Source organism: Sulfurovum sp. NBC37-1 (genome assembly GCF_000010345.1).
Classification (GTDB): domain Bacteria; phylum Campylobacterota; class Campylobacteria; order Campylobacterales; family Sulfurovaceae; genus Sulfurovum.
The window spans coordinates 2,109,946-2,124,045 of record NC_009663.1; the positions used below are offsets into that span (position 1 = coordinate 2,109,946).

The following is a 14,100-nucleotide window of genomic DNA, read 5'->3' on the forward strand; positions in this document are numbered from 1 at the left end:
TTAATCATTTCTGTCTATCACTTTTGCCCATACTGTTTTACCTTTGCTATTCAGTTTTGCTATAAGTGCTCCGTGTACCTCTTCTACATTTCCACACTCACCACTAGGTACATCATCAGGGCTTCCGCTAGGGTAAAACACTTCACTGCCCACTATGTATATATTGCCTTTATTATCTTTGGCATAATCACTCAAATAAAAATCAGTAGCCTCTTTTTTGTTTGGCAAACCCTCAGGAGAATATTTTTTTTCATAAATATTTTTCTCTTTTTGACTTACTGCAACAACCTTTCCAAATGAGCTTTTCTTACCATTTAACCTGTATGTCACTTTCAATTTTTTATCATTAAAGACATAAACTAAACTATTTTTTACGACAAGGCTTGTGGGATAACCTTTTAACTTTTTACTCCATACTCTCTTTCCATTATTAGTGTATTTTTCCAATACATAAAAACTATTATACTCATCACTCAATTTACTTTTTATCACACTTCCTAAAACATAAATATTTCCCTTATCATCTAGTACAATTTTATCATAGGACTGGTAATTGACTTTTTTATTGTGTATAAATTTAGTATGCTTTCTTTTTTTACACCCTTTTCTCTGAAGGTTGTATCTGAATTCATCAGTATATTTTCCAGACCTGTTAACCATCCCCTGACCAACCTTACTGGTACAGCCTTTTAGTTTCTCGACTGTCTTTACCCTGTACCCCTTAGATGTTTTTTTAAAGTAATGCTTGCCCTCCGCATTGTTCAAATACAAAATAAGCTCTACTTCCGCCGGTTTGTCTATTTTACCCAACAAACTCATGATGTCTTTTCTCATATCCATCTGAAACATCTTACCTTCAGTATCAATAAAAAAAGCATTTCCCGACCATCCAATATCAGCATTATTTGAATATTTTGGTTTCAACGATCTAAACTTTAGAATAGTATCCTCAGGATAACTCTCCAAAGGCTTTCGATATAATTTTAAAGTTTCAGTTATTTTCTTGCCTTTTTTCGTGGCATACCAGCGTATCTCCATATATGCAACATTTTCTTTGAGATGATAGGCATTTCCCTTATAGGCATTAAGTGGCTTAAGTTTCTGCCATTTTGCACCTTGCGCATTAACACTGATTATCAATAATCCCAATAACACTATTTTCAATATTTTCATTTTTTCTCCCACTACTTAAATTTTTTAAGTAAATATTTATATCTCTTCCTAGAAGAAGATTGTACAAATTTAACTCTTTCCGATTCGACCGAACCCTGTTTATTCATAATTCTATGATAGATTTCATGAGTATAAACTCCATCACTTTCTTCATAAATATCATCTGTACGAATAATATAAAGATTATCCTTCTCTTTATATCGATGTATTCCAGGATAAGACAAAAGCATTATCTGCATTTCAGCAGGTGTATCTATCTCACCTAAAAAACCTACAAGTTCAGATTTAGAAAAGACAGTATGTACCTTGGAGTTCATGTCAATATAGTGTAAGTTATAGACAGATGCTATGCCTGCTGTTCCGTCTATATAATATGTAGTTCCAAACCCATCTGAAGCCGGATGCAAAGAAGCAATCTCTTTTTTCTCTTTATTTGAGAGCTTTCTATAGGCTTTTATATCGAAAGACCAGGCTGTAGAACCCCTACTTCTGCTTAACTTTCCCGAATAAGGTTTATCCAAAGAGTAACTTTTAATATCAAAATACTTTACAGGCTTCGCCAAATGGACATCACTAAGCATATAATCCGTCAATGACTTCAAAACCTTACCTTCCTTCGCTTTCAACGGCTTATAGTGTTTAAGCTGCTTCTGTGTTAATGTACCTGACTTGGCAAAAGTAATTTTGGTGCTTACGCTGACTATTAATAATACTAGTAATACTATTTTAAATATTTTCATTTTATCTCACTTACCTCTTCCCTAAACGAGGGCATTTTTCTGGTTTTTGACTATCAAATCTTTTAATAACCTTTCCATGAATGTCCACTATGCCTCTGTAACGATACTTTGTACACATTCCTGTATCATTAATCAACTGATAGTCCCACCTCACAATATAGAAATCATGCTCTTTTTTGTAGCTATAGCCTAATTTTGTTCCGCTCAGATAGAACCACATTTGCAGCTTAGCAGGGGTATCTATTAGACCCAGAAAATGTTTGAGTTCACTTATTTGAGTAATGGCAAAGGACTCTCCACGACTATCAATGTATCTCACTGTATAAAAACCGCCAAACATCATACCGTATGAATACGCATGTAATTTTTTCATAAGTTTATCCCACGAGGTTTTTCTGATACGCTTATTGCTATAGTTATTTATGGCAGCATCTATAGTGATATCTCCTTTTGTTCCGTATTTAATAACTATCACTGGAGTAGACCCATGTCTTACAATCTCAAAATAGCGTACATTCTTACCCAATCCAAAATCACTTAAATGATACTCACTTAACTTTTTAAACTTTGTCTCACCACTGTCAAGCATAGGTTGCTGACACCCTAAAAATATAAAAAGACTCATAAACACCAACAAGCTTCTATGTAAAATATTCTGATAATTTCTCATTGATATACTCCATCTACTATATTTTGCCCAGGATGAATACAGCTTACCTGACCTTTTTTAGCTATACTCACTTGCTTATAACTGACAATTTTACCTTTTTTATTAACTATAGCTTTATCGATCACTTCTCTATACTCTTCACAAATCTCTGCTATTTTTCCATATCCTTTGGATGTTTTACGATACTGTTTTCCCTCATGCTTGCTGTGAAGCCACAAGATCAACTGAGCTTCTGCCGGAGTATCTATCTCTCCCATATAGCCGATCACATCTACGATCTCGTTCATTCGCAGTATCTTTCCAGTGGTATCAATGATAAAAGCATTGGAAATCTCTACTGAACTTTTGAAGTCCTGTGAATATTACCATTTTTTGATAGGTTGGGTGCAGCTTTTTGAAACCTTTTGACCAACTTTGAATCCAGGAGATTAAGTGATGTTTTATAAAATTTCATTTCAACAGTTGGTTTATTGTATTTTTTATAGTTATCATAGGTGTCATAACATCTGATCTCCATCGCTACAATATCATCTCTAAGATGAAAATCACTTGCTGAGTATTTGTAAATATTTTGTAGACTTTTCCATTGTATCTCTTTGGCATGAAGCTCTGCCATTGCCCATATTAAAAACACTAATCCAATAATTCTCATAAGAGTATCCTTAGTATTCACGACGCTTCAGCTCACGACACGTATTATCTATAGCATCACAATTTAATATATTGTATTCATTTCGTAACGGCAATACTCTTTTTGGGTTATAATAATATGTAGCCTCACCACCACTACCATCAGGCATAGGCAATCCGCCAACCACCTGAACCCAAGTAAATACAGCCACTTCTTTACCCACGTATTTTGCATCCAGATAACTCATATTTTTCCCATTAAGCGTAATTGGCTCACCTACGCTCCCATCAGCTTTCTTGTACCCATGTGGTACACCATAATGCACTTCATACTCTCCACATTTTTCAGGAAGAGAACTCGTATCGACTCTGCTCTTCATATCTGTATTCACGCATCCACCCAATATAATGAACATCACCCCTAAAATAATATTTTTCATTATTTTAATGTATAACCATTATTCTGCCATCATTATTGCCTGGCGTTAACTCTTTATGCTCAGATACCTCTTCTGCCATGATAGAATAGAAAGTTGCATAGGTATTTTGTGCATCGGTGCCATACTTAGTAAACCAGTAATATCCGTCACCGCCTTTGAGTGCGATGAATGAATTGGTCAAGACTGTATACTCTTTTTCAGGCTCTATATCTACCCATTTTCCATTTTGAAGAACTTTGGCTTCGGCAACACGTTCCCCTTTTTGGATTATTTTTTCATTTTCTATTTTTTGTATTTTGTTAGGGAGCTTAACTGTATATTTCAATCCGGAAACCTGCATAAAACCACCCAACTTATACTGTGCGGCACTGTGTTCGAGTATCTCTAAAATATATTTCCCTTTCATCGTCAGCAAATACGCATAATTGCCAAACTCGTCTATCTCTTTGAGCATAGTGTTGCTGATATTTCCTTTTGGATAGATCTTTTTACCCCTGAATGCCCCTGCATTGTTAAGGACCATGTCTACTTTGTATTTCTTTCGCATAAGATCATTTACCATATCTGCTACCACAGATTCACCTCTGCGTGTCACCTTGGAGTCCATCACCCACTCTTTTTTGGTCTGACCCAAGACCAGAGTTTTAGGGAGTTTTGATTTAAACTGCAAAAGTTTTTTTTCTACACCAGCATCTGCAATATATTTTGAAGTTACAGGGATCTTGGTCATACGTATATCGTGGCTTAAGACCTTATTGTTCTCATCCAGCGGAATGTCAACTTTGACCACTTGTGAGCCCTGTTCACCCCCATTGACAATGGCTATTTTGCCTATGTGTCCTATCTTTTTTATATAGGCATGGGAGTGACCACCAAAGATCACATCTATCCCTTTAACCTGTTTGGCCAATGCCCTGTCCTCCTTGTACCCTATATGAGAAACTAGAACAATAACATCTACACCTTTGTTTCTGAGTACTTTGACCATCTCCTTCGCCATCTCTACGTTGCTGCCTTTAAAACGAATCCCTTTGGCCGAACTGGCATCGAGCAGACTTTCCGTAATGAGAGAGAAAAATCCAACCTTCACGCCATCGATATCTTTGATAAGATAGTCTTCACATTTACCCTGTAACTTTGACTCAGACACATCAAGGTCACTGCAAAGTGTACTAAAGCTTGTCCCCTCCAAAGCCTCTGCCAGGACATCAGTACCTTTGTCAAACTCATGGTTCCCGAGAGCCAGTATTTCATAGCCTGCCGCAGACATCATCCCCAGTATTGCCTTACCTTTATAGACATGAAAATAACGGTTCATCAAATCATCACCGGCAGAGACTATTACAGTATTGGGATTGTCCTTTTTAAGTTGCTTATACAAAGTAGCTAAATGACTGATCCCGCCCATCTCCACCTTCTCACGCTTTCCGTCTCCATCAATATCGACCTTTTGAATGGACGGCTCCAGCATCCCCTGCAAGTCCGCTGTTCCTACAATGCTGATGGTTTTTCCATAGAGCAGAGCCAGACATAAAGTTATCAGTAAAAATAGAGTTTTCATATGATTCACACCTTTTAAATTTGGATTATGAGGACAGAAAGAAAAAAAGAAAATTGTCGCTTCCCAAAAGAGAGGGAAAAGACAATTAAGGACACCTTAACGACAAGGGTCTACACGTACATCGTTATTTGGATAAAGATATATCTCAACCCTTCTGTTAAGTGCCATATTGCGTTCCGAATTATTCGGTACCAATGGCTTGTTATAAGAACAACCTGTTACATAACTAGGGTTGTTGATACCTTCTCTGTAGAGTCTGTCCGATACGGTCTTCGCTCTATTTCGGGAAAGTCTGTAGTTGTAGTCGTACCCTCCCCTGTCATCCGTAAAACCTGCCACCTGTACAATCGTCTGCGGGTACTCACGAAGGATCTTGCCTACTTTACCTACTTTATACGATGCACTTGAAGTTAACCTGGATGAACCAGTAGGGAACATCATACGGTCACGGAACATGATCTTCACATATCTGCCGTTATTGGAAACAATAAGATCCTGATTGGGATCAAGATAGGCAAGAGGATCATTGTTGACTCCTGTACCGAGTGACCTGGCAATGTCATTGGCCTGCTGATCAAGGCTGTAACCGATCAATCCACCGGCTGCGGTACCAATTGCCGCACCGATCATGGTAGATTTTGTATCGTGACCTATCGCCTGTCCTGCCAGCGCTCCAAGTGCTGCTCCCCCTATCAGTCCGTCTGTGGTATTGCTCGTTCCTGTGGAAGCACACCCTCCAAGTAATGCTGTAGCTATCGATACCAAGGTAACTGTTTTTATTTTTTTGATATACATTTTTACTCCTTAAATTTTATGGATACATCTATTATAATCAATTGTTGTGACAAAATTGTGACAAAATGAGCTTTTTACATCATTTTGGATAAAATTTTTTATGATTTACAACTATATAAAAAGCATTATCATTCTTTTTATCCTTTTTGCAGGGTCAATACTACACGCGGACACAGTTGACCTTTCCAAAGACACGAGAATATCACTTTTGGAACACAGCAGTATTTATGTTGCGAACAAAGAGCTAACAATCCAGCAACTACTGGCAAATAACCTCTTTAAAGACTATAGGGAGCCCTATATCAATCTTGGCGTATCTCAAAAAACGATCTGGATCAAACTGGAACTCAATAACCCCACAGAGAAACCCATAAAAAAATCCATGATACTCACCTCTCCGCTTCTTGAACATATAGCACTCTATACAGCAGATACACTGGACAACCCAATCGAAAAAGGTGTCAACAGCATAGAAACACAGACACGCACCACACTCTTTCCCTACTATGACATTCACGTAGCACCTCATACTTTCCAAACCTACTATCTGAAAGTCAACTCCTCTTTCGAACCTGTAGATTTTGGTATTTTTATAGAAGAGTCAGAAGCATATTTTTTGGAAGACAGCCATGAACAGTTTATCAACAGTATGCTGATCGGTATGGTTTTTGCCTTGATGCTTTACAGCTTTTTTGTCTCTTTTTATACCAAAGACAGAAGCTACCGTTATTACAGTTTTTATCTATTTTTTCTAGTCTATCAGCAGTTGACATATATCGGATTGACCCAGATTTATTTTCCGCCATTTTTTGTACTATGGGACATAGATATGGTTGTACTCAAAATAAATCTATTGCTCATTACCTCTGCACTGTTTGCTATGAACTTTCTAAAAACACCTGAAATTCCAGCATTGCACCGAGTATATAAACTCTTCATTTTCCTGGCACTTATAGAGACCATCATTTTTTCTATACCAGGTATGTATTATTTCAATACTCTCATGGCTACAGGTACTATTTTTATTGTTTTCAACCTTTTTGCAGGTATCATCTCCTACCTTCGGGGCCAAAAGCAGGCACGACTGTTTATCGTCGGATTCGGGATCGTGTTTGTCTCCTACCTTCTGATGATCCTTGATGCCATCGGTCTTACTTCTGTAATGCAACAGTTTCGAAATCTCCTTATGTTCAGTACCGCTTTTGAAGCGATGATACTCTCTTTGGCATTTGCAGACAAATATACTCTTTTGCATACTGCAAAAGAAAAAGCGGATGCCCGCATACTGCTGGAATCAAAAAACAGAGCCTCGATGATTGAAAAAGAAGTGATCGAAAAGACAAGAGAGCTCAAGCAGGCAGTCGAGACAAAAGAACTTCTGATCAAGGAGATACACCATCGGGTTAAGAACAATCTGCAGATCATTCTCTCCATGTTACGTTTGCAAAATGATGAGATCGACAATCCTGAAATCAATGATAAATTGACCAATCTCGAACAGAGAGTCAATGCCATTGCCAAAACATACATGATGCTTCTTTCTACAGACAACCTTGAAAGGATCAATATGAAACCCTATATCGAAACCCTGCTTTTAGATATCTCTGAAGCTTACAATTTCAGATATCATCATATCTCTACTTCAACAGATATCAATGCTGTACTGCCATTGCAAAAAGCCATCTATATAGGCCTGATTATCAATGAATTCGTGACCAATGCCTACAAACACGCTTTTATAGACCAACAGGGGCATATCAGCATTAGACTGAACAAAGAAGCAGATCAATATGTGCTTATTGTGGGAGATAGCGGACAAGGTTATATACATGAAAAACAAAAACAGGGTCTTGGACTGAAGCTAATACATACTTTGATCTATGATCAGCTTGAAGGGACTCTGGAAACAGAAACAAATGAACATACAAAATACACAATAAAGTTTACAATATGAATAACATCAACATACTCATTGTCGAAGATGAAAGCATCGTTGCAATGGAAATAGAAAGTTATATCAAAAAACTTGAATATGCAGTAGCCGGCATATGCTCCCATGCAGACGATGCACTCGAGGTCGTTTCAGAGAATGATGTCAACATTGTTTTAATGGATATCTGCATTAAAGGAAAGAGGGATGGAGTCGAAACTGCCACACTAATAAAAGAAAAATATCCTGATACTGAGATCATTTTTTTAACCGCCCATTTAGATGACTACAATGTGGACAGAGCGGTAGAACTCAACCCTACCGCCTATCTCTCCAAGCCTTTTAAAAGAGAGGAGTTAAAAGCATTTTTAAAAATCGCTGTCCACAAAATACAGAAAGACAATGAAACCAATACAAAGCAAAAAGACCGGATCGTACTGGACCGGGAATTCTCCTATGATCTCCCCAGGCAAATACTCTATTGCTGTGATGAAATGATCTTGCTAACCAAAAAAGAACAGGAACTTTTAAAGCTCTTAATCGACCGGAAAGATCATGTGGTAGATTTCTACAGTATTGAAAGTACCATATGGCCACAGAGAGAAACCAACAACAATACCATACGGACACTGGTAAGAAGACTGCGACAGAAACTGAAACACAAGTTTATCCAAACAGTCCCGACACATGGCTACATGCTGGTTCTAAACGGGAAACATAACCATGGAAACTAGCAGATTTTATAAATGTCTGATACCTTAAAAGTTCTGAGATGTTTTGAAGTATATCTAGTTACCCCTGAAAAACCCAAACACCTCCTTAAAACAAAGGCAAAGACCATAAGAAATATGAGTATGGCACCAAGGCTTCACTGGTGACCACTATGAAGAGTAACGTGATTATCGGTGCTGTGGTACACGAAAAGAATGAACACGATTCCAAAACACTGGAAGCTGCACTATCACACGCAAACAAGCACAGAACCAAACCTATTGTTGAAGCCATCTGTGATAGCGGATACCGTGGCAAAAAAGAAGTAGGCAGTACAGCTATCTGCATTCCTGATACTCCAAAGAAACGAGATACCAAATACCAGAAAGAACAAAAACGAAAGAAGTTCAGAAGACGGGCTGCCATTGAACCCATCATTGGTCACATAAAATCAGACCATAGGTTGCAAAGGAACTATTTGAAAGGATTTGTGGAAGATCAGATCAACCTTTTACTGGCTGCAACGGCATTCAATCTCAAGAAGTGGATGAATAACTTCTCGGTGGTGCTTTTTTTAGTCAAAATTGCATATGTCATTTACTTTATGCTGCATATCAGAGCCGAAGAAAGACGAAAATATGCTGATCTTTATCTGATACTTTACAGGTTGTGGTAGAATTGATGGTATAGAATAGTTGGTCTGTCTGAGAAGTAGGTTTTTCAGGGTTGACTAAATATTATTTCCCTTTAGATACCCCATCGCTGCAGCAATGATATCATCATCGTCTTTTGAGTTTGATTTCAACACCACACGTTCTTTCCCCTCTTCTCTGAATTCGATGAACACATTTTCACCATAAGAAGAAACTTTGGAGATTTCTTGCTGTTTTGCCAGTACCTTCATCACCATGACATCGATGAACTGTCTTGTAATAGTATCCGGTTTACCAAATCTGTCTGCGATCTCGGCTTCTATCTCATAAACTTCTCCCGTCGTTTCGCAAAGCGAAAGTCTCCGATAGAGCTCCAAACGCAGCCTGTCCTCCTCGATGAGCTCTTCGTTCAGGTAGGCATCAATCGAAAGTTTCATATCGATATTGTGCGCCACCTCTTTGTCCTGTCCGCTCAATTCTTTGATGGCATCTTCAAGCATACGCAGGTAGAGCGAATAACCGATCTGCTTGATGTGTCCGCTCTGTGCTTCCCCGATAATGTTACCACCACCACGAATCTCGAGGTCATGGAAAGCCAGCACGGCACCCGAACCGAGATCGGAGTGCGATTCCAGCGCAATGAGGCGCTTTTTGGCATTCTCGGTCAATCTGTCCTTGTCCGTTACCATGAAGTAGCAGTACCCTTCCCTTCCGCCCCGTCCGACACGGCCTCTGAGCTGATGCAGGTCGGCGATACCGAAATTGTCCGCCCCTTCGACGATCATCGTGTTGGCATGTGGCATATGGATGCCTGACTCGACGATGGAGGTGGAGAGCAGTACATCATACTCTCCATCCTCGAACTTCAGCATCTCATCTTCCGTCTCTTTGGCGGAGATCTTTGAGTGCAGTACGGCAACACGAAGCTTAGGCAGAATTTCAAGCAACTGTTTCTTTTTCTCGTCTATCCCGGCAATGGAGTTGAAGACATAGAAGATCTGCCCACCGCGCCGCATCTCCCTCAGAATGGCCTCTTTGATCACTTTGTCGTCATAACTCTTCACAAAAGTACGGACGCCCTGGCGTTCTGTCGGAGGTGTAAGTATTTCAGAAAAGCTCTTGACCTCTGAAAGCGCCATGTTCAACGAGCGCGGTATAGGTGTGGCAGACATCGAGAGCAGATGCACATCGATACTCATCTCTTTGAGTGCCTCTTTCTGTTTTACACCGAACTTGTGCTCTTCGTCTATGATTACCAGAGCAAGGTTCTTGAACTTTGCCTTGAGTAGTGCATGGGTACCCACTACCACATCGATAGTCCCTTCCGCCAGTCCCTTCAGGATGGCATTTTTCTCTTTGGTCGTAGAAAAACGGTCCAGTTTGGCCACTTTGAAGCCGTAATCGTAAAAACGTTCCTTGAGGCTTTTGTAGTGTTGGGAACTCAGCAGTGTGGTCGGTGCGATCATCATGGCCTGATAACCGTTCCTGACGGCAACGAACATCCCGTTCATCGCCACTTCGGTCTTTCCAAAGCCCACATCGGCAGAGAGCAGACGGTCCATCATCCGGCCCGAACTCATATCATCGAGCATATCGTTGATCGCCCTTTCCTGATCTTCGGTATGCAGGAACCCGGCTTTGGACATGAAAAGCGTATGCTCCTCTCTGTCGATCTTCATCCTGATACCTTTTTTCAGGTGCCTCTGGGCAGAGAGATTGATGATCTGGGAAGCGATGGCAAAAAGTTTCTCCCTGACCTTGCCTTTGAGCTTTTTAAAACTTGCCTTGCCGAGCCTGTCCAGAACAGGCAGAGCCCCGCCCTCTGCCACATAGCGGTCGATCACTTCAAGAGAGGAGACCGGGATGAGCAGAGAATCCTCGTTCTGATAAAAGATCACCACAAATTCACTGGTCGCCCCAAGAACATCACGCTTTTCTATCCCTTTGAAGATACCCACACCGTGGTTCTCATGTACCACATAGTCACCGGGCTTGAGTTCATCAAGGATGATCGTCGCTTTCTTGACCCGTTTCTTCTTGAGCGGTTTGTTCAGGGAGAGGATGAGCCTGTCATCCCCCATGATATTGACAATACCGTCCTGGTAGACAAACTCGATATTCTCAAAAGTGCTCAGCTCAGAGCCTCGGACGATACTCTCGTTACGGGCGATGACGGTGATCTTTTTGTCTTTGTGGGCCTCAAGCAGTTTGTTAGGATCGACGACTTCAAGGTCACGGTAGCGGCTGCCTTCGGGAATGGCAGGGAGCAGGAATTCCTTTCTTGGTACCAGCGGTTCACCCAGTTCGTAGATCTCTTTAAGTTCCTCATCCAGATTGCTTGCCCAAACGGCAGGGAACTGTTCGAGTGCACTTTGACCGAGATCTTCAAGATGCCACAATCCAAGAGAATCTATATCTTTGACGAAAGTATCATAACGGCTTCGCTCTACTCTTTTTCTAAGGGCCTCATACTGCTTCTTGTCAAGCGCAAGGAAAGCCGGCGTAAATTCTACACTGTCCAACTCCTCTTCGAAACGCTTCTGTGTCGCTTCGTCATAATGCTGTATTGACTCTATTTCATCATCAAAAAGGGAAATACGGTAGGGTTTTTCAGCATCGATGGGAAAGATATCGATGATGTCCCCCCGAAAAGAAACCTCACCTCTGCTTGCAGCAATATCTGTAAAGTGGTATCCCCACTGATACAGAGTATCTTTCAGTTCATTCAGGTCGACCGTGTCGCCGAATTCCAGGACTTTATTCCTGAAAAATTCAGGTTTTGGAAATGGCAGCAGTACAGTCCGGACTGGCGAGATGAGAATCTTTTTTCTGTCGGAAGCATGATAGGCGGAAAGCTGTGCAAAAAAGAGCTGAAGGTCCTCCACATAGGCACGAAGGTCTTCACCCATATTGACCCTGATATCGGGTAGAACAAAGGTATCGAACCCTAGCAGTTGTGCTACATCTCTTATTTGCAAGGCTTCCTTATCGTCTTTGCACAAAAGAAGCTTTTCTTCTTTTACGTTCTCCAAATATTCATAGATATTACTTTGATACACCATTTTAATTTCTAACTTTTAATTTTTAATTTTTAATTTTTTCAAGAATGCTTCCACCGTATAAAAAGAACCAAACACCAGATAATGCTGATCATCCTCCATGCTATTTTGAAAATCACTGTACGGTAAACCAACTTTCTCCAATGCAGCTTCAATATCCTTTACGGTTGTCGCTCTTTGGGAATCGATCCTGATAATCTCTACCCGTTTAACCTTGGGTTTCAATGTTCTCAAAACCTCTTCATAGTCCTTATCATCCAAAGAGTTGTAGATAAGCACCGTATCCGGCTCCATCGCTCCGACGATCGCCTTTGCCGCCAAAGGATTATGTCCAACATCGATACGGATATTCTTCGTTAAAGGATAGAAACGCCCGAAAAGTTCCAATGTTCCAAGCGCTTCTATATCATATGGAATATTCAGAATATCCAGTGCTTGCAACGCCACCATTGCATTATCCACAAGATAACTGCCCCAAGATTTTTCCAAGGCAACATACTCTAACTGCTCCCTGGTCTCTGCTTTCTGCTCACTAAGAAAAAACTCCACTCCTTTCTTCTCTGCGATCTGTGCTGCCACCTCCACTACCTCTTCATAAGGCTGTGGAGCGATCAGTACTTTAGCACCGGACTGGATACTGCGTATTTTAGTTGCAGCAATCTCTTCTATGGAATCTCCCAAAAAAACCTGATGATCGATCCCAATTGGAGTAATGACACTCAGCTCCTTGTCACAGACGTTAGTCGCATCAAATTCTCCGCCAAGACCCGCTTCCAATACCATCAGGTCACAATTCTCAAATACAACGAATGCCAACAGAGTGGTATACTCGAAATAACTCAGTGCATGACTCATCTTTTCACCCAAAATAGCAAAAAGCTTTTGATGCGCCGCTTCCAGAACCTCATCAGAGGCATCACTGCCATTCATCCAGATACGCTCATTGAATTTCAGAATATGCGGAGAGGAGAAATGGCCAACAGACAAACCTGCTCCCTGGTAAGCGAGGTGACTGATCATGCGTCCCGTCGATCCTTTGCCATTCGTTCCGACAACATGCACTGTCTTTGGTCGGTCGATATGCGGCTTGAGCATCCTATAGGCGACATGTACCCGCTCATGGTCAATCTCTTTGTAATAAAGCGGCTTTTTGTCTAAAAATTCCGCAAATGTCAAATCCTTCACTGTTACCTACTACTTTCTATCAACATTCCCTTCGCACTGGCATAGGCAAGGAACTCATTGAGTGATTTCTCCAGTCCTTTACGGATCGCTTCCGTTCTGAGGGCTGAAGAGCTAAGGGAACTCTTTTCGATATCAGATTCAAATACCGAAACGATCGTTTTGGAGAGCTTGCCCTTCTTGGTCACCATATCGAACTTCACTCTGATGTTGGCACGGTAGCGGACAACATATCCGTCTTCATAAGTCAAAGGGGTAAAGGTACTGCCTTTATAATCGATGCGTATCTGGCTCTCTGCCTGATCTTTTGGAACGATATGTCCTTTAAAACGCGTATAGACCAGACGGTTCATCTCATCTTTGACATACGGCGCATTTTCCGGTTCCACCCTGTCAATGACTACTTCGACATAAACCGAATCGGAAAAAATATTACTGATAAGATGTGAAGAAGGCTTGTAGCCGCAACTCACAAGAATTAATAATGAAAAATTAAAAATTAAAAATTTCAGTATGTTTTTTTTCAAAAAACTTTTATGCATGCCAAGACCTTCAT

At 40.5% G+C, this 14,100-nt stretch carries 13 protein-coding genes and 1 pseudogene; 3 read left to right on the forward strand and 11 right to left on the reverse strand.

The annotated features are described in order from the left end of the window. The 8 genes from SUN_RS10530 to SUN_RS10565 form a co-directional block, all read right to left on the reverse strand. Complete coding sequence (locus SUN_RS10530; RefSeq protein ID WP_012083792.1) at positions 1-1,173, reverse strand: hypothetical protein; 1,173 nt, start codon at positions 1,171-1,173, stop codon at positions 1-3. Positions 1,174-1,184: 11 nt separating this feature from the next. Continuing rightward, positions 1,185-1,913 (reverse strand): hypothetical protein, encoded by a 729-nt coding sequence (locus SUN_RS10535; RefSeq protein ID WP_012083793.1) that lies wholly within the window; start codon positions 1,911-1,913, stop codon positions 1,185-1,187. Between the two features lie 10 nt (positions 1,914-1,923). After that, the gene (locus tag SUN_RS10540; protein WP_012083795.1) at positions 1,924-2,583 is read right to left on the reverse strand and encodes a hypothetical protein; all 660 of its coding nucleotides are present in this window, start codon (positions 2,581-2,583) and stop codon (positions 1,924-1,926) included. Then, complete coding sequence (locus SUN_RS10545) at positions 2,580-2,870, reverse strand: hypothetical protein (RefSeq protein ID WP_041672759.1); 291 nt, start codon at positions 2,868-2,870, stop codon at positions 2,580-2,582. The genes SUN_RS10540 and SUN_RS10545 overlap by 4 nt, the downstream gene beginning before the upstream one ends. 47 nt (positions 2,871-2,917) lie before the next feature. Beyond that, entirely contained in the window at positions 2,918-3,235 is a 318-nt protein-coding gene (locus SUN_RS10550) for a hypothetical protein (protein ID WP_012083796.1), read from the reverse strand. A 10-nt stretch (positions 3,236-3,245) separates the two neighbouring features. Then, positions 3,246-3,653 (reverse strand): hypothetical protein, encoded by a 408-nt coding sequence (locus SUN_RS10555; protein WP_012083797.1) that lies wholly within the window; start codon positions 3,651-3,653, stop codon positions 3,246-3,248. A gap of 4 nt (positions 3,654-3,657) precedes the next feature. After that, positions 3,658-5,214: a bifunctional metallophosphatase/5'-nucleotidase gene (locus SUN_RS10560; protein WP_012083798.1), complete on the reverse strand. Its 1,557-nt coding sequence runs from the start codon at positions 5,212-5,214 to the stop codon at positions 3,658-3,660. Between the two features lie 96 nt (positions 5,215-5,310). Then, a complete protein-coding gene (locus SUN_RS10565) occupies positions 5,311-6,009 on the reverse strand; it encodes an OmpA family protein (protein ID WP_012083799.1) in 699 nt (232 codons plus the stop codon). A 100-nt stretch (positions 6,010-6,109) separates the two neighbouring features. Here SUN_RS10565 and SUN_RS10570 point away from each other — a divergent pair, with 100 nt between their 5' ends. From SUN_RS10570 to SUN_RS10580, 3 genes and pseudogenes are all read left to right on the forward strand, one after another. After that, positions 6,110-7,963 carry a 7TM diverse intracellular signaling domain-containing protein gene (locus SUN_RS10570; RefSeq protein WP_012083801.1) on the forward strand — a complete coding sequence of 618 codons (1,854 nt, stop codon included), beginning with the start codon at positions 6,110-6,112 and terminating at the stop codon, positions 7,961-7,963. Next, complete coding sequence (locus SUN_RS10575) at positions 7,960-8,673, forward strand: response regulator (protein ID WP_012083802.1); 714 nt, start codon at positions 7,960-7,962, stop codon at positions 8,671-8,673. The genes SUN_RS10570 and SUN_RS10575 overlap by 4 nt, the downstream gene beginning before the upstream one ends. A gap of 104 nt (positions 8,674-8,777) precedes the next feature. After that, a pseudogene (locus SUN_RS10580) lies at positions 8,778-9,326 on the forward strand (transposase); the annotation flags it as partial. A gap of 54 nt (positions 9,327-9,380) precedes the next feature. On the opposite strand, the gene mfd reads toward SUN_RS10580, so the two are convergent. The 3 genes from mfd to SUN_RS10595 are packed head-to-tail and all read right to left on the reverse strand — an operon-like array spanning position 9,381 to position 14,086. Further along, positions 9,381-12,365 carry a transcription-repair coupling factor gene (gene mfd / locus SUN_RS10585; protein ID WP_012083803.1) on the reverse strand — a complete coding sequence of 995 codons (2,985 nt, stop codon included), beginning with the start codon at positions 12,363-12,365 and terminating at the stop codon, positions 9,381-9,383. 15 nt (positions 12,366-12,380) lie between these two features. Beyond that, positions 12,381-13,547: a bifunctional folylpolyglutamate synthase/dihydrofolate synthase gene (locus SUN_RS10590; RefSeq protein WP_012083804.1), complete on the reverse strand. Its 1,167-nt coding sequence runs from the start codon at positions 13,545-13,547 to the stop codon at positions 12,381-12,383. A gap of 2 nt (positions 13,548-13,549) precedes the next feature. Further along, the gene (locus SUN_RS10595; protein ID WP_012083805.1) at positions 13,550-14,086 is read right to left on the reverse strand and encodes a hypothetical protein; all 537 of its coding nucleotides are present in this window, start codon (positions 14,084-14,086) and stop codon (positions 13,550-13,552) included. Positions 14,087-14,100: the final 14 nt, after the last annotated feature.